This is a genomic window from Streptomyces sp. NPDC046977 (assembly GCF_040644455.1).
In the GTDB taxonomy this organism is placed as follows: Bacteria; Actinomycetota; Actinomycetes; order Streptomycetales; family Streptomycetaceae; genus Actinacidiphila.
The window spans coordinates 212,652-231,890 of sequence record NZ_JBEYWO010000013.1 but is presented as its reverse complement, the minus strand read 5'-3'; the positions used below and the strand labels follow the sequence as shown (position 1 = coordinate 231,890).

The window sequence follows — 19,239 nt, the reverse complement described above, 5'->3', positions numbered from 1 at the left end:
CCTTGTGGGCCAGGTCGTTGCCGACGGGTGTGGGGCTGACGCCGCGCGGCAGCCGTAGGAACAGGGGCCTGCCGACCTGCCGTTCGAGGCTGCGGCTCCGGGCCGATCCGACACCGTACGGAGACTCCGTGAAAGACAAGACCAGCCCCGCGGCGGCCGCACAGCCGACCGCCGTCGCCGCCGTACCCGTCCTCACTTCGGCGGCCCCCAACACCGGCCCCGCCGCGGGCAACAACAACGTCGTCCTCACCGGCAGCGGCTTCACCGGAGTGACCGCCGTCAAGTTCGGCACCACCGCGGCAGTGGGCTACACGGTCAACTCGGCCACCCAGATCACCGCTGTCGCCCCGCCGGGGACGGGTGCCGTCCCGGTCACGGTCTCCACGCCGGGCGGCACCAGCAACTCGGTGACGTACACCTATACGGCGCAGCCCTCCCTCGTCTCCGTTTCCCCGCCCCAGGGACCGACCGCCGGCGGGACGACGGTCATCCTCACGGGATCGGGGCTCACCGGGGCGACGGCGGTCAGGTTCGGCAGCACTGCCGCGACGTCGTACACGGTCAACTCGGCCACGCAGATCACCGCGGTGGTCCCGGCGGGGACGGGGGCGGTCCCGGTCACGGTCACCACACCCGGCGGCACCAGCAACGCGGTCTCCTTCTTCTACCTCGGCGCGCCTGCCCTCGCCTCCCTTTCACCGAACCAAGGGCCGGCCGCCGGCGGCACGACGGTCACCCTCACCGGCACCGACCTCAGCGGGGCCACGGCGGTCAGGTTCGGCAGCACTCCTGCCACCAGCTACACCGTCGACTCCCCGACACAGATCACCGCGGTCGCGCCGCCGGGAACGGGCAGCGTCCCCGTCACCGTCACCACGCCGGGTGGCACCAGCAACTCCCTCGTGTACAGCTACGTGGGATCCCCGGTCCTCACCCTCCTCTCCCCCACCCAGGGACCGACCGATGCGGGATCCGGGGTCACCCTCACCGGCACGGGGCTGACCACCACGACCGCGGTCCACTTCGGCGCGGCGTCCGCGGCATTCACCGTGCTGTCCGACACCGCGGTCGCGGCGGTCGCCCCGGCCGGTCCCCCGGGCGCCGTCTCCGTCAACGTCACCACTCCGGGCGGCACGAGCAACTCGCTGACGTACACACGTGTCGCACCTCCCGTCATCTAGCGGCGACCGAAAATCCCGGGGCAGACCCCCGCTCGCTCCACGTGCGGGAGCTGTATGACCCACGTAACGTGACGCTCCATGACCAACTGCAGGATTCACGCCTGTAGTCGAACAAGGAGCCTATTACGTGAAAAGCTGGTGCAAACGAAGGACGTGGAGTGCCGGGGCTTTCGCGGCGATAGCCGCCGTTGTGGGTACCGCGTCGCCAGCGGCCGCGGCCGTCCAGTCGACGACGACGCTCCAGGTGCCGTCCGCGACAGCAGCCGCCAGGACGTACGTCCGGCTGACCGCCACGGTGACCTGCACCGGCGACCCCAGCGGCGGCAACGGCCTCGGCGTGACGTTCTTCGACGGCGGGGACATCATGGCGACGGTGCCGGTCGCGGCCGACCGTCGGGCCCTCTACGTGGCCATCTTCAAGACCACCGGCGTGCACAAGATCACGGCCGCGTACAACGGGAACGACAACTGCTTCGCCTCCCACGACGAGAAGACGGTCACGGTGACCGAAGCCCCGTACTGCCCCTGGGGGATCGGCCCGTGCCGGGACGACCACGGCTTCCCGTACTGCCCGCCCCGTCCTTCACCTCCGGTGATCAATCAGCTGACCGGCCCTCGGGACCAGTGCCGGTCCTGGTGAACCAGGTCTGAGGGCGACGGGCCATTGCCTGCTCGGCGGGCAAGGGCTTTGGTCTGCAGTTGTTCGCGCATTGCCGCCTACTACGGGCACAGGTCGGCTCAGGCGGCAATGCGGACGGTCCTGACAACGAACGGGTCACGGACCGCTCAAGATCGCGTGCGACGCGGCTCCGTCTCGAATGATGATCATCATGATGACGCGACCACTGACGAGCCCTGATGTGCACGGTCGCTGGACCGTCACCGCTTTGACCGCCGCGGCACTGCTCTCGGTGACCGGATGCAGCAGCGATACCGGGAAACCGGCTGCTGCTGCTCCGGCTGGGTCGTCCCCCACACCTGGTGCCGGCCGGGACGATCGGGCTGCGCGTGAAGACATGGCCGCGCTGGAGCAGGCGGTACGGGCCTACACCACCGCGTACTTCGAGCCCGACGTCGACACCGGGTACGCGATGTGGTCCAACCGGTGCCGGGTCGCCGGCGGCAAGGACCAGCTCGCCGGGCTCATGGAGCGAGCGGAGTCCATGAATTTCGATCACGTGGTGTACACCGTCGAGCGGTTCTCCGTGGACCGTGTGTCCGGTGCCCACGCGGTCGTGACGTACGGGGTGGGAGACGATCCGAGGTTCGACCTGACGGAGCGGTGGGTCCGCGAGGACGGCGCATGGCACTACGACCACTGCGAGCCCCTTGACGACTACTGACGGGTGCCGCATGCGCCCTGTCGGCGCATCCATTGGATCGACCGGCCCACCTGGAGCCCCGCGGCGCGGAATCGTGCGCCGGCGTTCCGCTCCCTGAACTCCCCGGCCTCCGGGGGATACCTGCGGGTCCCGTCGCCTGAAACGGGCGGCCCGCTCCCGGCCGTGGGACGCGCCGCCTGGTCGTGCGTACGGCGGAGGTTGCGTGCCGACATCCGGGAGCCTCCGGCCACTCTTCCTTTGAGCGCGGATACGGTCGGTCCGTCCGCGGGACCGTCACAGGCTGGGAGGGGGCCGGGATCCCGCCCGGCTGTCCAACGGGTCCCCGACGGACCAGGGCTCCGTGGGCCCCCGCCCATCGGGCTCCCCGCTCCCTCGGCGCTGCGCGCCGCATCCGGCGCGATCAGGCCCACGCGCCGTATTGACAGCCATCTGCAGTGGATCACTAATGGACGCGGCAGTGAATGGATTCATTCGCTCACCGTCTTCAAAGTTGATCGAGTGTCACCGGCCAGATGGGAACGGTCACTTGCACATATCGAGAAAGCCCACGCGCTCAGGGCGGCTCGGACTCACCGCGTTACTGGCGGTGTTGAGCCTCACGGTGCTCACCCTGCTCGGGGCGCAGACATCGGCCGTCGCGCAGGCGCCTGCCGGCGTGGCGCACACGGTCGCGAACACCGCCCGGGACAACGGCCTGTCGACGGAGCCCTCGTGCTCCACGCCGAAGAAGAACGAATTCGCGTGCTTCGCACTGCGCCGCACTGACCTCCCGACCGCCCGCCGGTCGGAGCAGCCCGCCGGATACGGCGCCGGCGACCTGCGCGGCGCCTACGACCTTCCGGCAGCCGGCGGCGCCGGGCAGACGGTCGCCGTGGTCGCCGCGTACGACGACCCCACCGCCGAGCAGGACTTGGCCGTGTACCGGCAGCAGTACGGGCTGCCGGACTGCACGACCGGCAACGGCTGCTTCCGCAAGGTCGACCAGCGCGGCGGCACCGACTACCCCGAGCCCGATCCCGAGTGGGCCGGGGAGATCTCGCTGGACCTGGACATGGTCTCGGCTGTGGCGCCGAACGCGCACATCCTGCTCGTCGAGGCCGACAGCGCCGACCGTGACAACCTCGGGGCGGCCGTCGACCAGGCCGTCGCGCTCGGCGCCAAGGTCGTGTCCAACTCGTACGGCTCCTATTACGACAGCCTCCCCGGGGGCGGTGAGGACCCCGCCGAGACCACCGACACGCACTACAACCACCCCGGTGTGGCCATGGTCGTCGCCGCCGGGGACCTGAACTACGGAGTCCCGTATCCCGCCGCGTCGCCCTACGTCACCTCGGTCGGCGGGACCTCGCTCGCCCGGGACCCGAGCAGTCCCCGCGGCTGGTCGGAATCGGTCTGGAGCAACGGCGACCGGGGCACCGGCTCGGGCTGCTCCGCCTACCAGGCGAAACCGGCCTTCCAGAAGGACACCGGCTGCCCCCGCCGCACCGTCGCGGACGTCTCGGCCGTCGCCGACCCGGCCACCGGTGTGGCGGTCTACCAGAGCTACGGACAGAGCGGCTGGCAGGTCTACGGCGGGACGAGCGCTGCCACGCCGATCATCGCCGGGGTCTACGCGGCGGCCGGAGCGCCGGCGGCCGACAGCTATCCCAACTCCTACCCCTACGCCGCGGCCAGTGGCCTCAACGATGTGACCAGCGGGTCCAACGGCACGTGCGACCCCGCCTATCTGTGCACCGCGGGGCCCGGATTCGACGGGCCGACCGGACTGGGCACGCCCCGGGGCCTGGGCGCCTTCCGCGGTGGGCCGCGCGGGGAGATCTCCGGGACGGTCACGGACGCCGGTACCGGCAAGGCACTCGCCGGGGCCGCGATCTCGGGCGGCGACGTCACCGTGCACTCCGACGCCTCGGGGGCCTACACGCTGTCCCTGCCGGCCGGAACCTACGACATCGGCGTCGAGGCCTTCGGCTACGCGACGGCGTCCACGCCGGACGTCACGATCGCCGACGGGGCCACGCTGACGAGGAACTACGCGCTGTCCGCGGTGCCCAGCCGTACGGTCACGGGGAGGATCACCGACGGTTCCGGGCACGGCTGGCCGCTCTACGCCAGGATCGTCGTGGACGGCTCGCCCGCCGGACCGGTGTGGAGCGACCCCGCGACCGGCGCGTACAGCCTCAAGCTGCCCCAGAATCGTGCGCACACCCTGCGGGTCACGGCGTCCCTTCCCGGCTACGAGGAAGTCACCCGGCACCTGGCGGCGGGCGCGGCGGCGCAGCAGCTCGACATTCCGGTGCCCGCGGACGTCTGGTCGGCCGGCGCCCCGGCCTACGCACCGAAGTTGACGGGCCCGACACAGGAGTTCACCTCGACGGACTCCGCGCCCGAGGGCTGGTCGGTGGTCGACGCCGAGGGGACCCAGGGCGGCTGGGCGTTCGACGACCCGGGAGCGCGGTCCAACACCACCGGCGGCGACGGCGGTTTCGCGGTGGTCGACAGCGACCACTACGGCTATCCGGCCGCGCAGGACTCCAGCCTGGTCAGCCCGCGCTTCGACTTCACCGGCGTCACGGTCCCCGAGCTGGCCTTCGACACCGACCTCAAGCCTTTCTTCGGTCAGACCGCCGACCTCGACGTCAGCACCGACGACGGCGTGACCTGGAAGAACGTCCGCTCGCTGACCACCGACGCGGCCGGCCCGACCCATCTCGACGTGCCCCTGGCCGGGTACGCCGGCGAACCCTCGGTCCGGGTGCGGTTCCACTACACCGCCTCCTTCGCGCTGTGGTGGGCCGTCGACAACGTCTTCGTCGGCGGCCGTGGACTGACTCCCACCCCCGCCGGTCTCATCACCGGAACCGTCACCGACGCCAACACCGGCGCGGGGCTGGCACCGGCCACCGTCACCGACCAGGGCCAGCCCTCGCTGAGCACGACCACGGCGGCCACACCCGAGGACTCGAACCTCGACGACGGCTTCTTCACCCTGACCGCGCCCCTGGGCAAGCACAACCTCACGGCAGCGGCGCCTCGCTACACGGAGCGGTCCAAGACGGTGGCAGCGCGCGCCGACACCGTCGTGACCTCGGCGTGGAAACTCACGGCGGGTCAACTGTCCTTGACGACCGACCCGATCGAGGCGACGGCGGTCCTGGGAAAGACCGCGACGCACAAACTGGCCATCACCAACACCGGGGGCGCGCAGGCCACCTTGACGCTCGCGGAGCGGGCGGGCACCGGCAGCACCGGCGCCGGCGCACCCCTTCACCGCGCCGCCCGGCGCGCGCTCCCGTCATCTGGCGCGGACGGGCGCACCGCACCGATCGACGGCCGCACCACGCGTCCGCCCGGGCAAGGCGCGCCCTCCCGCGAGGCCGGGCCCTCGGGTGACGCCTGGAAGCCCGTCGCCGATCTGCCCGCGGCCATCATGGACAACGCCGTCGACAGCTTCGACGGCAAGATCTACTCGGCCTACGGGTACGACGGGGAGGACGACACCGGCGACCTGTACCGCCTCTCCCCCGACACGGGCGCCTGGAGCCGGCTCACCTCGTCCCCGCACCCGCGCCGCGCGCCCGCGCACGGCTTCATCGACGGCTTGTTCTACGCCGCCGGCGGCTGGGGCAGCAGCACCGGCGGCATCGACCCGGCCCTGGACATCTACGACCCGGTCAGCAACCGCTGGACCAGCGGCGCGAAGGCGCCCAAGGCCTACGCCGGATCGGGAAGCACCGTCCTGGACGGAAAGCTGTACATGATGGGCGGTTGCGCCGCGACGAGCTGCGGCACGACCGACGCCTTCGTCTACGATCCCCGGGCCGACCGCTGGTCGGAGATCGCCCCCTATCCGGAGCCCATCGCCTGGCAGTCCTGCGCCGCCATCGGCACCAAGATCTACTGCGCCGGCGGGGAGAGCGGCGGAGCCGTCGCCGTGGCCTCCTCGTACGTCTACAACCCCGCCACCGACAAGTGGTCGGCCCTGCCCGACATGCCGATCCCGCTGTGGGGCGCGGCGTACACCGCTGCCAACGGACTGCTGCTGATCTCCAGCGGTGTGACCGACGACAGCCTGCTGACGAACCAGGGCTTCGCCCTCGACCCCGCGACGGCGACTTGGACCGCCCTGCCCAACGCCAACACCAGCACGTTCAGAAGCGGCGGCGCGCCGGGCTTCTACAAGGTCGGCGGCACCGTCGACGCCTACGAGCTCGCGCCCACCACCGCCGTCGAGGTGCTGCCCGGCTACGACCAGGCGGGACTGTCGGACGTCACCTGGCTCGGCGAGTCCGCCAGGACGATCACCCTCGCCCCCGGTCAGAAGACGGTGCTCACCCTCACCTTCGACACCGCGAACCTGGAGGTCGCCCAGCCCGGCGACCTGGGCGCCCGGCTCGCGCTGTTCACCGACACCCCCTACGCACTGCCCGACATCCCCGTCACCCTGCACGTCGACCCGCCGCGCACCTGGGGCGACATCAGCGGAACCGTTCTCGGGGCGACCACCGCAGGGGGAACCGCCCCGCTGGCCGGCGCGACCGTGCAGATCGACAGCTGGGCCGGCTCCTGGACGCTCACGACGCGCCCGGACGGCACCTTCGGACTGTGGCTCGACGCCCGCAACAACCCGTTGACCGTCATCGTCGCCAAGGACGGCTACCGGCCGACCGCGGCCACCGTGCGGCTCCAGAAGGGAGCAACCGTCGTCCACAACGTGACGCTGAAGCGCGCGTAGCAGCCGCCGGCACCTGATCCAGGCCGGGGCTCGGCCCACTCCGGGCCGCGCCCCGGCCGTCTGCCGGCACCGGATATATTCGCGCACGTTCGTTCGATCGTGCACGAGGAGCGCTGTTCCGTGGACTCGCCGTACTCGCCCCAACCGTCGGCCCTCGTACCGCCGGCGCGGCGGCCGCTCAACAAACTCGCCGTCGCGGCGCTGGTGTTGGGGCTGGTGTGCGTCGTGCCGGTCGTCGGCATCGTGCTGGGGGCCGTGGCGCTGACACAGATCGACAGGCGGGGCGAGCGCGGCAAGGGCCTGGCCGTCGCCGGTCTGGTGCTGTCGACGCTGAGTACGCTGGTGGCCGCGCTCATCGCGATCGGCGGCCTCGCCGCGTTCACCAAGGGCTTCAGCGACGGCCTCGCGCAGGGGGCCCGGAACGGCGACACGCTCTCCTCCCTGCGCAGGGGCGACTGCTTCGACACCCCGAAGAACGAGGTGGAGGGCGCGGTCAGGAACGCGGCCACCGTGCCGTGCGCGCGCGTGCACACCGGCGAGGTGTTCGGGGTCTTCCAGATGTCCGGGGAGAACAGCGGCTTCCCGGGGGACCACTCGGTCACCACCATGGCCGAGAAGCGGTGCGGGCAGTTGCAGAACACCTACACCCTGGACACCTGGGCGCTCCCGAAGGACGCCGGCGTCTCCTACTTCGTCCCCACCAGCAGGTCGTGGAAGATCGACGAGCGCCAGGTGATCTGCTTCTACCGCAAGGACAGCGGCCCCCTCACAGGATCGCTGCGGCGTGACGAGACCACGCTCGACGCGCATCAACTCGCCTATCTGAAGGCCGTCAACACGCTCGACGACGCGAAGGACGACGCCCCGGAGGCGGAGTACATCGAGGACGACCTCAAGGGCTACAAGCAGTGGGCCCAGGACGTCACCATCGCCCTCGGCCAAGAGGCGCGTCTCCTGCGCCACCACGACTGGCCGGCCGCCGCGCAGCCGCACGTCGCGGCACTCGCCAAGGAGACGGACGCGGCCCGCGCGCACTGGGCGAAGGCCGCCGGCGCCAAGAACGCGCATACGTACTACGACCACTACAAGGCGGGGGAACGGCTGTCGGGCCACGACGAAGCCGTCAAGGCCCGCGCGGCGCTGGGCCTTGCCAGGACCGACCCGGCCGCGGGCTCCTAGGGGTTGCCGTTGCCGACGACCGGTCGTCCGCACCTGGGAACCGGCGGCGTGCACTGGCGATCAGCGCGGTGATGCCTGCACCGCGGAGGCCAGTCGTACCGCCGGCGGCAGTGGCGCTTGGCCGGGGCGCGCCTCGAGCGCCTGGATCGCCAATGCCGCGAAGCGCCGGGAGGCCGCCACCTGGGTGCCGGCCGACGCGGCGTGGATCCCTTGGTTCGCCATCAGGATGACGATCAGGTCGTCCAGGACGAAGTCGGGCCGAAGGCGTCCCGCTTCTTTGGCCCGTTGAGCCAAGGAGGCGACCGCGGTCACCGTGTACTCGCGGCTCGCGGCGGCATCCACCGCTCCCGGGAAGCTCGACAGGAATGCTTGTGTGAAGCCGCGATCGCGTGCGTGCAGCTCGCAGATCCTCTCGATCACCAGGCACAGGCCGCGCCAGGGGTCGGGATCCGCGCTGCCCTCGTCGACGATGGCGCGACAGGCCGTCAGCTGGTCGGCGAAGGCTTCGGCGACGAGTGCCTGCTTGGTCGGGAAGCGGCGGTACAAGGTGGCGGGCCCCACACCGGCGCGCCGCGCGATCTCTCGCATCGGTACGTCCAGGCCGTCGGCGGAGAACAGCGCCCGGGCGGCATCGAGGATGCGCTCGCGATTGTCCAGCGCGTCGGAGCGCAGCGAATGAGGCACATCGTCGGTCACCGCTCTCACTTTACCCAAGCGGACGGGGGCGTCCGTTACGGTCCGGGGACGTGAGGGCCGCCACCGTTCGCAGGCGGCTCGGAGATTCGGAGATGACCTTGAAGGCAGTGGTGATCCAGACGTTCGGAGGTCCTGAGGGCCTGGCTGTCGTCGATGTGCCGGAGCCCGTACCTGCTGCCGGGCAGGTCCTGATCGCCGCCGAGGCCGTGGGGGTGGGCGGTGTCGACACCTTGATCCGGAGCGGGGCTCTGGCCTCCTACGGCTTCACTGAGGGCCACGTGCCGGGTGGCGAAGTGGCGGGCACCGTGACCGCGGTCGGTGACGGCGTCGACCCGTCGTGGGTCGGCCGGCGGGTGTGGGGCTCCCCCGGCACCGGCGGGGGTTACGCCGAGCAGGTGCTCGCGCCGGTCGGGCAGCTCGTTCCTCTGCCCGCCGGTCTGTCCACCGCGGCGGCGGTGACGCTCGGCAGCGCCGGTGCGGTCGCCCACTTCGGTCTGCGGCACGCTCACTTCGCCCCCGGGGAGGCCGTCCTGGTGCGGGGCGCGGCCGGCAGTATCGGGATCATGGCAGTGCAGCTCGCGGCAGCCGGTGGCGCCTCGGCGGTGGCGGTCACGACGTCGTCGGCCGAGCGCGGTGAGCGGCTGCGCCGCCTCGGCGCGACCCACGTGCTGGACCGCTCCGGCGACGGAGGAACGGATGCTCCCGGCGGCTACGACGTCATTCTCGATGTGGCGGCCGGAAAGGACATGGCGTCGTTCTTCGACAGGCTCAACCCGAACGGCCGCATGGTGGCCGTCGGCGCGGTCGCGGGCCGGCCGCCCGCGGACTTCGGCACGAGGATCATGGCGGCGTTCCAGAAGTCGATGTCGTTCGCCGCCTTCAGCGCGGCCACCGTCCCGGAGGCCGACCTGCGTGCCCGGCGCGGCGGGCTGTTCACCGCGGCCGGCCGCGGTGAGATCGAAGCGGTGGTGCACGAGCTGCTGCCGCTCGACCAAGCCGAGCTTGCGCACCGGAAGATGGACGCCGGTGAGGTCTTCGGCAGGATCGTGCTCACGCCGTAGCACCCGCAGGTGTGCCGGCGCTGGGCGCCGGCCACGGATGCCGCGGGGCCGGCCTCCCTTGCGGAAGGCCGGCCCCGGCTGGGTGTGCGCCGGTCAGCGGGAGCTGATCAGCAGGCCGGGCACGACGGTCCGGCCGGTGCGGAACTCGGTGTACGCCCACTGCTCGACGTCGGGCTGCGGGCCCACGGGGTTCAGTGTCACCTGGGAGTAACCGCCCCGCTGCACCTCGGTCGGTGTGGTCAAAGTGGCGTTGTGCCGCTCGGCGTTCTCAGGGACGACGGTCACCCCGAGCCGGTAGGGAACCTCGGACGAGGTCGCCGTCTGGGCGTGCACGTAGGCGGTGTAGACGCCGGGTTCGGGGAAGAACCGGGCGCTGCGCTCGTTGCTGTGCCAGGAGGCCCAGCTCCGGTCGACCAGTTTGCCGTCCTTGTAGAGGTAGAGGTCGAGGTTCGTGTTCGGGTCGTCGGAGGCCGTCTGCACGATCAGTCCGGCCGTGCCGCGCGGCACGACGATCTTCGTGCCCTGGGTGCCCACCCCGCCCGGGGAGAACACGCCGCCGCTGACGGAGGTCGTGAGCTTCTTGTCCGTCCAGGTCACGGGGGTGTACCCGGTGGTGCGGCCGGCCAGCGGGCCGGTGAATCCGGGCTCCAGGTATCCCTGGCCCTGCCCGCCGGTGCGGCCGAACTCGATCCCCGTGTCGTCGTACGGGCGCGGAGTGAAGCCCCACGGCCGGCCGGCGACCGTCAGCCGTACCCGGTGCCGGTCGCTGGTGAAGGTCAGCGACCCGGTGGTGTAGCGGTCCCAGGTCGCGGTGCCGCGCTCCAGCGTGATGGTCACCGTGGCGGTGGCACCGGGCTTCACCGAGATCGTGCGGGGGCTGACGGTCACCTTCATCCCGGCGAGTCCGTCGACGTGCGCCGTGTACGCCTCGGTTCGCGTGCCGACGTTGGTCAGCCGTCGGGTGAGGCGGACCGGCTTCGTTCCGTCGTACTCGCGCAGCGCGATCGAGGGCAGGTTGATCTCCTTGCCGTCCGGAGTCGCCGCGGTCGCGAAGGCGGTCAACTCGGCCGGCGAGGGCTCGATCACCAGGCCCGGGTCGTCGGCGGACGAGGGACGGGGCAGCCCGGAGCCCTGGCGCAGCGGGCTGGCCGTGCCCTTGGTGTCGGTGGCGGTGGTGCGCAGTGCCGAAGCGGTCGCGCCGGGCGACCACTTGGGGTGCCGGGCGCGCAGCAGTGCGGCCATGCCGGCCACATGCGGTGCGGCCATCGAGGTGCCCGAATACGCGTCGAAGAGCCGTCCGCCGGCCATCGGCGACACCGCCGCCACCACGTCGATGCCGTCCGCGACGAGGTCGGGCTTCTGCAGTCCGGTGTGCACCTGGTCGGGGCCGTAGGACGAGAGGCCTGCCACGCTCGGCAGCCCGACGAGGCTGCTGCCGTCCCCGCCCTCGGCCAGCGACGCGGTCCCGTCGGTACGGTGCGCCCACAGGTAGTTGAAGAGCTTGCCCGCCTGTTCTGCGCTCCACAGGTAGACGGTCGGGAAGTCGTAGATCACGTTCAGCCGCGTGTTGCCGGTCGACTGGAACAGCACCACGCCGACACCGCCGGCGGCCTTGACCGTCGCCACCGCATCGACGGCGTCGATGAAGTCGCAGGCCACGATCTTGCCCTTGACCTTGGCGGGGTCGAGGCTTCCGGACCAGCAGTACTGCGCGCCGTCCTCGAGCGATCCGGCCTGGTCGGCGAAGACGATGGGGGTGTCGCGGCGGGACGGCAGCCGGTCCATGGACGTGCCGACGATGCGGGAGCCGTCGCCGAGCCGGACGGTCGCCTCGTGGGAACGCTCGACGGTCGCGCCCACCGTGGTCACCCACGGTTCGGCGTTGCTGACCATCCCGGACATGCCGTCGTTGCCGGCCGAGGCCGCGACGAAGACCCCGGCGAGGTAGGCGTTGAGGAAGGCGTCCCCGATCGGGCTGTTGGGCTGGTAGTCGCCCATCGACGTGCCGGCCGAGTAGTTGATCACCTGGACACCGTCGGCCACCGCCGCGTCGATCGCCGCGATGATGTCGGCGTCCGTGCCCGAGCCGCCCCACAGGGCCTTGTACACGGCGATCCGTGCGTCGGGGGCCACTCCGGAGATCGCGCCGTAGTCGTGCCCGAGGATCATCGCGTGCTTGACCGGGAGACCCGCCGCGGTCGAGGCGGTGTGGGTGCCGTGCCCTTCCATGTCGCGGGGCGAGAGGCTCTCCCCGTCGGGGAGCGAGCCGTAGGCGCTGAGCCACCCGTCGGCGAAGTACCGCGCCCCGACGATCTTGCCGTTGCAGGCGGAGGCGGGGAAGTCCGGACCGCTCTGGCAGGTGCCGTGCCAGCCCGCGGGCCGCGGCATGGTGGCGGCGAAGGACGCGCTCTCCGGCCAGATTCCGGTGTCGATCACACCGATGACCACATCGGAGCCATGGCCCGGTTCGGTCTGCGCCGCCGGTTGCGCCGTTGTCCGCGTCGGCGCCTGTGCGGTGTCCTGCGCCGTTTGCGGGGTCGAGGTCGTCGCGGCGTCGGCCTTCACGAGACGGGCCGCGGTGACCGCCGCGACGCGCGGGTCCTTGGCGAGTCGGCCGGCCTGATCACCGGTCAGCTTGGCGGAGAAGCCGTTGAAGGCGGTCGTGTAGGTGCGCTGCGCCCGCACACCGAAGTCGCCGAGCACGTCACGCTGCGCGTCGCCGAGGTGCTGACGGTACTTCTCGGCCGCGGCCGAGTGCGGCTGGAGTTCCTGACCGGCCACCGGCCTGGTCGCCGCGAGCCCCTTGACGCCACCGGCGTACGACGTGACCGGCGCTTCGCGCAGCCGCACGACGTACTGCCCCTTGATGGTTCCGGGCTGCGCGGCGGAGTGCAGGGCACCTCCGCCCGTCAGGGAGGGGCGGGGGCCGTCGTACTGGCCCAGCTTCAGGTTCGGCAGTGGAGCGGCGGACTGTGCCTCGGCCGGCCCGACGCTCCCCAAGCCGCTGATTATGGTGGCGAAAACTGTTATTGCGGACGCCACGACAAGTCGTCGGCGTCGTCGAAGGCTCGCGCTCGGGACCACGAGTCTCCTCCCATGAAGTGAACGGTGTGCATGTCCGTCACACCCAATCTTCACCTGGTCACGGCAGGGTTACGTTCGCGTGACGAATCGTCGCGCCCGGCAGCGCAACAGCCGTCTGACGTGGGGGTTTTGTCCCGGCAGCGGAGCCCGGTCGCCGGACGGGGGAGTGAGTGGCAGGCCGGCTTCCGGGACGTCGCGATGTGCGCCTGCCGGGGGCCTGAGCTGCACGAACTCCGGCACGGACGGGGGCACTCGATACCTGGCCGGCCGCGAGGATCCCGGACGGCGGTATCTCGCCGATGCCGCCGGTGAGGCCCGCCTCCAACTGCTGTCGTTTTGAGGACAGCTGTCGGGATGCCGACACCGAGAACGCGTTCGCAGTTGGCCGAAACCTGTCACCACGGCCACACCGCGGACTGTTACACCGGCATGAAGCCGCAAGTGGCTCCACCTCGCAGTGATGGCCCCGCTGTGAACCGCTCACCGCTTTTCGGACAATGATCTCCGAACTGTGGACGGTGGATGGGGTGGCTGAAACGATCCCTGGGTCGTACACACCTGCGCATCGTGCGACGTCGCCGCGGAGGCACCGTCGCCTCCGGTCACCCCCTCCCCCTCCCCCGGCCCTCCGGCCGGGCGCAAGGAGCTGCACCAGTGACGCACAACCCCCCTGTCACGGGCGCCACTTCGCCACGGACCTCGCCCCCTCCGCGCCGCACGACCGCCGTCCTCGCGGCGCTCGCCCTGGCCGCCGCCCTCGCCACCGCCCTCCCGGCGGCCGACGCCGTCGCCGCCCCCCGGGCCGCGGACGACGCCGCGCACCGGCCCGCACCGCCCCGGATATCCGCGACCGCCCGGGCCGGTGCCGCGCCGCTGCGGCTCTCCACCGCGCAGCACGCCGAACTCCTCGACGCCGCCGCCGGCGCGAGCGCCGGCACCGCACGCGCGCTGCGGCTCGGCAGCGGCGAGAAACTGGTGCCGAAGGACGTCGTCAAGGACGCCGACGGCACCGTGCACACCCGCTACGAGCGCACGTACCGCGGACTCCCCGTCGTCGGCGGCGACTTGGTGGTGCACCAGCAGGGCACCACCCGTACCACCACCGAGCCCACCGGCCGCATATCCCTCCCCACGACGGTCGCCTCCGTGCCGGCCGCCACGGCGAGGAAGTCCGCGCTGGCCTCGGTCAAGGAGGAGCGGAACGACAAGGCGAAGGCCACCGCCGCACCCCGCCTGGTGGTCTGGGCCGGCGGCAAGGGCGAGCCCCGGCTCGCCTGGCAGTCGGTCGTCACGGGCGTCCAGGACGACGGCACCCCGAGCAGCGTCCAGGTGCTCACCGACGCCACGACCGGCGAGGAGCTGCAGCACGCGGAGCAGATCAACGCGGGTACCGGGCAGAGCCAGTACAGCGGCCGGGTGCAGATCGGCACCGTACGCAACGGCGACCACTACGAGCTGACCGACCCGCAGCGCGGCGGCCACAGCACCTACGACCTGACGGGCGTCGGCGGCAACGGCACCCTCGTCACGGACACCGACGACCAGTGGGGCGACGGCACCGTCGCCGACCGCCAGACGGCCGCCGTCGACGCCGCCTACGGCCAGCGCGAGACCTGGGACTTCTACCACGACATGTACGGCCGCAACGGCATCGCGGACAACGGTGCCGGGTCGTACTCCCGCGTCCACTACGGCACCAACTACGCCAACGCCTTCTGGGACGACGGCTGCTTCTGCATGACCTACGGCGACGGGCTGAACAACGCGCACCCGCTGACCGAACTCGACATCGCCGCACACGAGATGACGCACGGCGTGACCGCCCAGACGGCCGGCCTGATCTACGAGGGCGAATCGGGCGGTCTCAACGAGGCCACCAGCGACATCATGGCCACGGCCGTGGAGTTCTACGCCAACAACCCGTCGGACACGCCCGACTACACCCTGGGCGAGCTCGCCGACGTGCGCGGCACCGGCAAGCCGCTGCGCTACATGGACCAGCCCTCCAAGGACGCCGACCCGGTCAAGGGCACGTCCCAGGACTACTGGACGCCGCAAACCAAGAGCCTTGACGTCCACCACAGTTCGGGCGTCGGCAACCACTTCTTCTACCTCCTGTCCGAGGGCAGCGGCAAGAAGACGATCAACGGCGTCGCCTACGACAGCCCCACCTACGACGGCAAGCCGGTCGCGGGCCTCGGCCTGCACAACGCCACCAACGTCTGGTACCGGGCCCTGACCCGCTACATGACCAGCACCACGGACTACGCCGCCGCACGGGTGGCCACCCTTCAGGCCGCGGCCGACCTGTTCGGCAAGTCCAGCGAGGCGTACGAGACAGTGGGCAACGCCTGGGCCGCGGTGAACGTCGGTCCGCGCTTCGTCAGCCACATCGCCGTGGTGCCGCCGTCCACCCGCAACTCGGCGGTGGGCGTCCCCGTCAGCCGGCAGATCGTGGCGGCCTCCAGCCGTCCGGGCGCCTTGACGTACTCGGCGGCGAACCTGCCCAAGGGCCTTTCCATCAACCGTACGACGGGCCTGATCACGGGCACCCCGACGGCCGCCGGCACCTTCGCGACGGTGGTCACGATCCGCACCTCGGCGGCGGAGACCCTGCCGGTGCCGTGGACATGGACCGTCCTGGCCTCGGGCGGCAGCCACTTCGTCAACCCCGACCGGTACGACATCGGGCCGTGGGCGACCACGGAGTCACCGATCACCGTCACGGGCCGGCAGGGCAACGCCTCCGCCTCGGTCAAGGTCGGTGTCGACGTGTACAAGGGGTGGATCGGCGGGCAGATCATCTGGCTGGTGGCGCCGGACGGCACCGCGTTCCTGGTGAAGGACTTCGTCTGGGACACCGGCAACGAGCTGCACGCCACGTACACCGTCGACGCCTCGACCGTGGCGGCCAACGGCACCTGGAAGCTGCGGATCCAGGACAACACCCCGTCCTTCCCGGGCAACGCCGCGGTGCCGGGCTACCTGGACGACTGGAGCCTGGACTTCTGACCGTCCTCCGCTCCGCCGCGTGCCGTCGCACCCCGCTTCATGGGGGTGCGACGGCACGCGCACTGCTCAGCCCGCGTACGCCTGCTCGTACAGGCCCCGCAGCTGCGGGGTGGCCTCCGCCGTCGCGCCGCACAGGCTGACGCGGCCGTCGTCCGCGGTGACCAGGTAGTGGTGGCCGACGGCGAACTCCGCTCCGTTCAGGAGCTGGGCCAGGTTCGCGTCACTGGTGAGCGCGACGGTGGTGGGGCCGGTGCCCCGGTACCAGTGGTCCACCCGGAGTTCGACGCGGTCGCCCTCGACCGAGGTCGCCGTGCCTTCGAACGCGGTCTTGAAACCACGCAGGAGGTCGACGCTCACCGGGGCGCACTTCCCGGCAGGTGCGTCCGGGACGGCCAGGGTCAGGGCGGGGGCCGACGGAGTCGCCGCGGCCGACGGCTTGGTCTCCTGGGAGGTCACACCCCAGGCGAGTCCTCCGACCACCACGAGCAGGGCTGCCGCGCCCACCGCGACGGGCAGGAAACGTCGGCGGGACGTGCCCGCAGCAGGGGACGTGGTCGGGGAAACACGGGTGTCGGCGGTCACAGTGGCCTCCAGGAGACGCTTGGGATCGGGGGAAGGCGCCGCGGATGTCCGTGCCGGGTCGATGGCCCGCATCCGGGCCAGCAGTTCCTCGTCGTTCACCGACGGCTCCCTTCTTCATCCGTCCTGTGTCCGGCCCGAGCGGGATTCTTTCGCTCGAGGCGAGCGGCGAGCTTCTTCTTCGCCCGGTGCAACCGGATGCTCGCGGCGTTGGCGGTCAACCCGGTGACCTGCGCGATCGCGCTCGGCGCCAGTCCCTCCCAGGCCCAGAGCCGGACGACCTCGCGGTCGAGCTCCCCCAGCGTGCCCAGTGCGTGATGCAGTTCCAGGTGCTCCGCATCCATCTCGCGCGGTGGCTCCTCCGCCTGCGTCAGCCGCTCCAACAGCCGCAGCCGGCGCCCCTCGGCCCGGCGCGCGTTGGCCAGACAGCCCCGCGCGACGCCGTAGCACCAGGGCAGCACCTCGTCGGGATCGACGGGACCGTCCCCGCCGAGCCCCGGCACGTCCTCCAGCCGGCGCCACAGGACGAGCATCGTCTCCGCGAGCACGTCATCGACAACGGCGGCGTCCGCCCGCCGCCGCAAGTACCGGTGCAGCGGCTCCGCCACCACACCCAACAACGCCTCGAATCGAGCCTCCCGCACCCGGGACGGCTCCTGCACCAGCCTCAATTCCACACCTTCACCTGTCCGGCACCGCCCGCTCCCTTTCACCCTCGGCCGGAAAACTCCCGTCGGCGCGGAAACCTCGGATGCCGCCCGGCATCCCGACCGCCGAGGACCTGATCCTCGCAGGTCACAGCAGCGCTGACCGACCGGGTCGGTATCAGGGCGCCGCCACCGTGTGTCGGCGGCACGGACGTACGGGCCATGTCGCGTGCGGTGGACCATGCGGTCGGCGTCAACAGAGGGCGGAGCCCAGAGCGAGGACGTCGGCCCTGAGTCATCACACGGCAGCCCTGGCGCGAGCGGCGAGCTGCGGGAAAGCCTCCTCCGACACGGCGCGCACCGTGCGTCCGACCAAGCCGCGCAGGACAGGCCACATCTGCACGAGCAGGTCCCTGTGGAGGTATTGCGGCAGGTCATCGCGCAGTCCCTCGTGCAGGACAGCGCGGTACAGACCCATGCGCTGACGGGGATTTTCCACGTCGTACGAGGTCATCCCCGACCAAGCGACGTGCAGCGGCAGGTCCACGACCCCGTGGACACGCCCGCTCAGCTCGTCCAGCGAGGCCGGCAACGCCGCCGGAACTTCTCCCGGTACAGCGCCAGGTCCTCGGCGTACACGTGTGACTGGTCTCCGGTCCCCGGAACCGAGGGCTGCGAACTGGCTGCCATGGCCCCATCATGACCGCGGGACGACAGCGGCAAGGCAAGGGCCCGCCGTGTGAGACAGGTCGAGGTGCCAACGGACACCCCACGGCCGCGGCCCGGGTCGGACGGCGGTCGAGCCCGCCACGTCCGATCACAGCCAACCGGCCCAGCCGAACGTCAGGAGGTAGGCGCGCGTGACTGCGGCCCGGCCGCGGCGCCCGCCACCGACAACCGCGACAAGGGCCACGGTGAACCAGCACGCGACCGCTCCGCCGACGCCCAGAGCCCAAGCGGCGCCGCCGACGGCTGCGGAGAAGGCCACGATGAAGACCGTTATGACGAGCCCCGCATGCGCACCGCCGATGCTCACGCGGAACATCTCGCGCACGACGCGACGGTCCTCTGCGAGAACCCGCTCGTACGCGTTCAGCTCTCGCCCCGGACCGTCCTGCTCCTCCATATCCCGCTCCACGGGCCCCTCTCAACACGTCCTGGCCAAGCTGAGTCCGACCGAACTATCAGCTCGGCACAGTGGTTCGAAAGAGAGCGAGAAGCGCGCGACCCGGGATGCTTTCGGGGTCGAAACTCTGGATGCCCTGCTCTTCGGGTGGCACGCCTGGCCCCCGCAGACGTGCACCTTGGCAGTGGAAGCAGAAGGCGATCTCGAAGAGGAGCTCCTTGTCGCTGTGGGCCCGGATGCCCCAGCCAGGGACAAAGCAGCGCTGCCGTTCCCCCGGGGGCAGCTCAGCGATCAGCGCCAGAGCCTCCCGAACCTGGTCCGCTTCCCACAGCGCGGTGTCCTCACCGGTCAGGTCGTCGGAGAACGGGTTGTGCATTGCCTCGGTGATGCGCACGACCTCGATCATTTCCGTCTGCGCGCTGACGGCGGGAAGCAGCATGTGGGCAGCATCGCCGATCACCCGCCGCGCAGTCCATGGCTTGTTCCCCAACGAAGGGGCAGGTTCGGCGGGCGATGTCACATCGCGGGCGCCTCGCCTGTCTCAATGGTGGAAGAACCACGGCGTGCCGTGGACGGTGCCGGAACCGGATGGTTCCGAC

General features: G+C 71.2%; 14 protein-coding genes and 1 pseudogene. 7 read left to right on the top strand and 8 right to left on the bottom strand.

Annotation, left to right across the window (positions count from 1 at the left end; all coding sequences use genetic code 11):
- Nucleotides 1–106 (bottom strand): annotated as a pseudogene (locus tag ABZ883_RS21465) (LysR family transcriptional regulator); the annotation flags it as partial.
- Nucleotides 107–128: 22 nt separating this feature from the next.
- On the opposite strand from ABZ883_RS21465, the gene ABZ883_RS21460 reads away from it, so the two are divergent.
- From ABZ883_RS21460 to ABZ883_RS21440, 5 genes are all read left to right on the top strand, one after another.
- Nucleotides 129–1,181 carry an IPT/TIG domain-containing protein gene (locus tag ABZ883_RS21460; protein ID WP_360908245.1) on the top strand — a complete coding sequence of 351 codons (1,053 nt, stop codon included), beginning with the start codon at nt 129–131 and terminating at the stop codon, nt 1,179–1,181.
- A 190-nt stretch (nt 1,182–1,371) separates the two neighbouring features.
- On the top strand, nt 1,372–1,821 hold the full coding sequence (locus ABZ883_RS21455; RefSeq protein WP_360908242.1) for an Ig-like domain-containing protein: 450 nt from the start codon (nt 1,372–1,374) through the stop codon (nt 1,819–1,821).
- Nucleotides 1,822–2,197: 376 nt separating this feature from the next.
- Nucleotides 2,198–2,524, top strand: coding sequence for a hypothetical protein (locus tag ABZ883_RS21450; protein ID WP_360908240.1), 327 nt, complete (start codon nt 2,198–2,200; stop codon nt 2,522–2,524).
- A gap of 589 nt (nt 2,525–3,113) precedes the next feature.
- Nucleotides 3,114–7,256: a carboxypeptidase regulatory-like domain-containing protein gene (locus ABZ883_RS21445; RefSeq protein WP_360908238.1), complete on the top strand. Its 4,143-nt coding sequence runs from the start codon at nt 3,114–3,116 to the stop codon at nt 7,254–7,256.
- A 120-nt stretch (nt 7,257–7,376) separates the two neighbouring features.
- On the top strand, nt 7,377–8,435 hold the full coding sequence (locus ABZ883_RS21440) for a DUF4190 domain-containing protein (protein ID WP_360908236.1): 1,059 nt from the start codon (nt 7,377–7,379) through the stop codon (nt 8,433–8,435).
- 60 nt (nt 8,436–8,495) lie between these two features.
- Here ABZ883_RS21440 and ABZ883_RS21435 read toward each other — a convergent pair whose 3' ends face one another.
- Nucleotides 8,496–9,131, bottom strand: a complete 636-nt coding sequence (locus ABZ883_RS21435) for a helix-turn-helix domain-containing protein (RefSeq protein ID WP_360908234.1) — start codon at nt 9,129–9,131, stop codon at nt 8,496–8,498.
- Between the two features lie 98 nt (nt 9,132–9,229).
- Here ABZ883_RS21435 and ABZ883_RS21430 point away from each other — a divergent pair, with 98 nt between their 5' ends.
- The gene (locus ABZ883_RS21430) at nt 9,230–10,192 is read left to right on the top strand and encodes a zinc-binding dehydrogenase (protein WP_360908269.1); all 963 of its coding nucleotides are present in this window, start codon (nt 9,230–9,232) and stop codon (nt 10,190–10,192) included.
- A gap of 93 nt (nt 10,193–10,285) precedes the next feature.
- Here ABZ883_RS21430 and ABZ883_RS21425 read toward each other — a convergent pair whose 3' ends face one another.
- Nucleotides 10,286–13,192 (bottom strand): S8 family serine peptidase, encoded by a 2,907-nt coding sequence (locus ABZ883_RS21425; protein WP_360908232.1) that lies wholly within the window; start codon nt 13,190–13,192, stop codon nt 10,286–10,288.
- 738 nt (nt 13,193–13,930) lie between these two features.
- Here ABZ883_RS21425 and ABZ883_RS21420 point away from each other — a divergent pair.
- Entirely contained in the window at nt 13,931–16,288 is a 2,358-nt protein-coding gene (locus tag ABZ883_RS21420) for a M4 family metallopeptidase (RefSeq protein ID WP_360908230.1), read from the top strand.
- A 66-nt stretch (nt 16,289–16,354) separates the two neighbouring features.
- On the opposite strand, the gene ABZ883_RS21415 is transcribed toward ABZ883_RS21420, so the two are convergent.
- The 5 genes from ABZ883_RS21415 to ABZ883_RS21395 form a co-directional block, all read right to left on the bottom strand.
- Nucleotides 16,355–16,969: a hypothetical protein gene (locus ABZ883_RS21415; RefSeq protein WP_360908228.1), complete on the bottom strand. Its 615-nt coding sequence runs from the start codon at nt 16,967–16,969 to the stop codon at nt 16,355–16,357.
- On the bottom strand, nt 16,966–17,544 hold the full coding sequence (locus ABZ883_RS21410) for a sigma-70 family RNA polymerase sigma factor (protein ID WP_360908226.1): 579 nt from the start codon (nt 17,542–17,544) through the stop codon (nt 16,966–16,968). The genes ABZ883_RS21415 and ABZ883_RS21410 overlap by 4 nt, the downstream gene beginning before the upstream one ends.
- Before the next feature lie 268 nt (nt 17,545–17,812).
- Nucleotides 17,813–18,061, bottom strand: a complete 249-nt coding sequence (locus tag ABZ883_RS21405; RefSeq protein ID WP_360908224.1) for a transcriptional regulator — start codon at nt 18,059–18,061, stop codon at nt 17,813–17,815.
- Nucleotides 18,062–18,331: 270 nt separating this feature from the next.
- Nucleotides 18,332–18,640: a hypothetical protein gene (locus ABZ883_RS21400; protein WP_360908222.1), complete on the bottom strand. Its 309-nt coding sequence runs from the start codon at nt 18,638–18,640 to the stop codon at nt 18,332–18,334.
- Between the two features lie 58 nt (nt 18,641–18,698).
- Complete coding sequence (locus ABZ883_RS21395) at nt 18,699–19,079, bottom strand: hypothetical protein (RefSeq protein WP_360908220.1); 381 nt, start codon at nt 19,077–19,079, stop codon at nt 18,699–18,701.
- Nucleotides 19,080–19,239 lie beyond the last annotated feature (160 nt).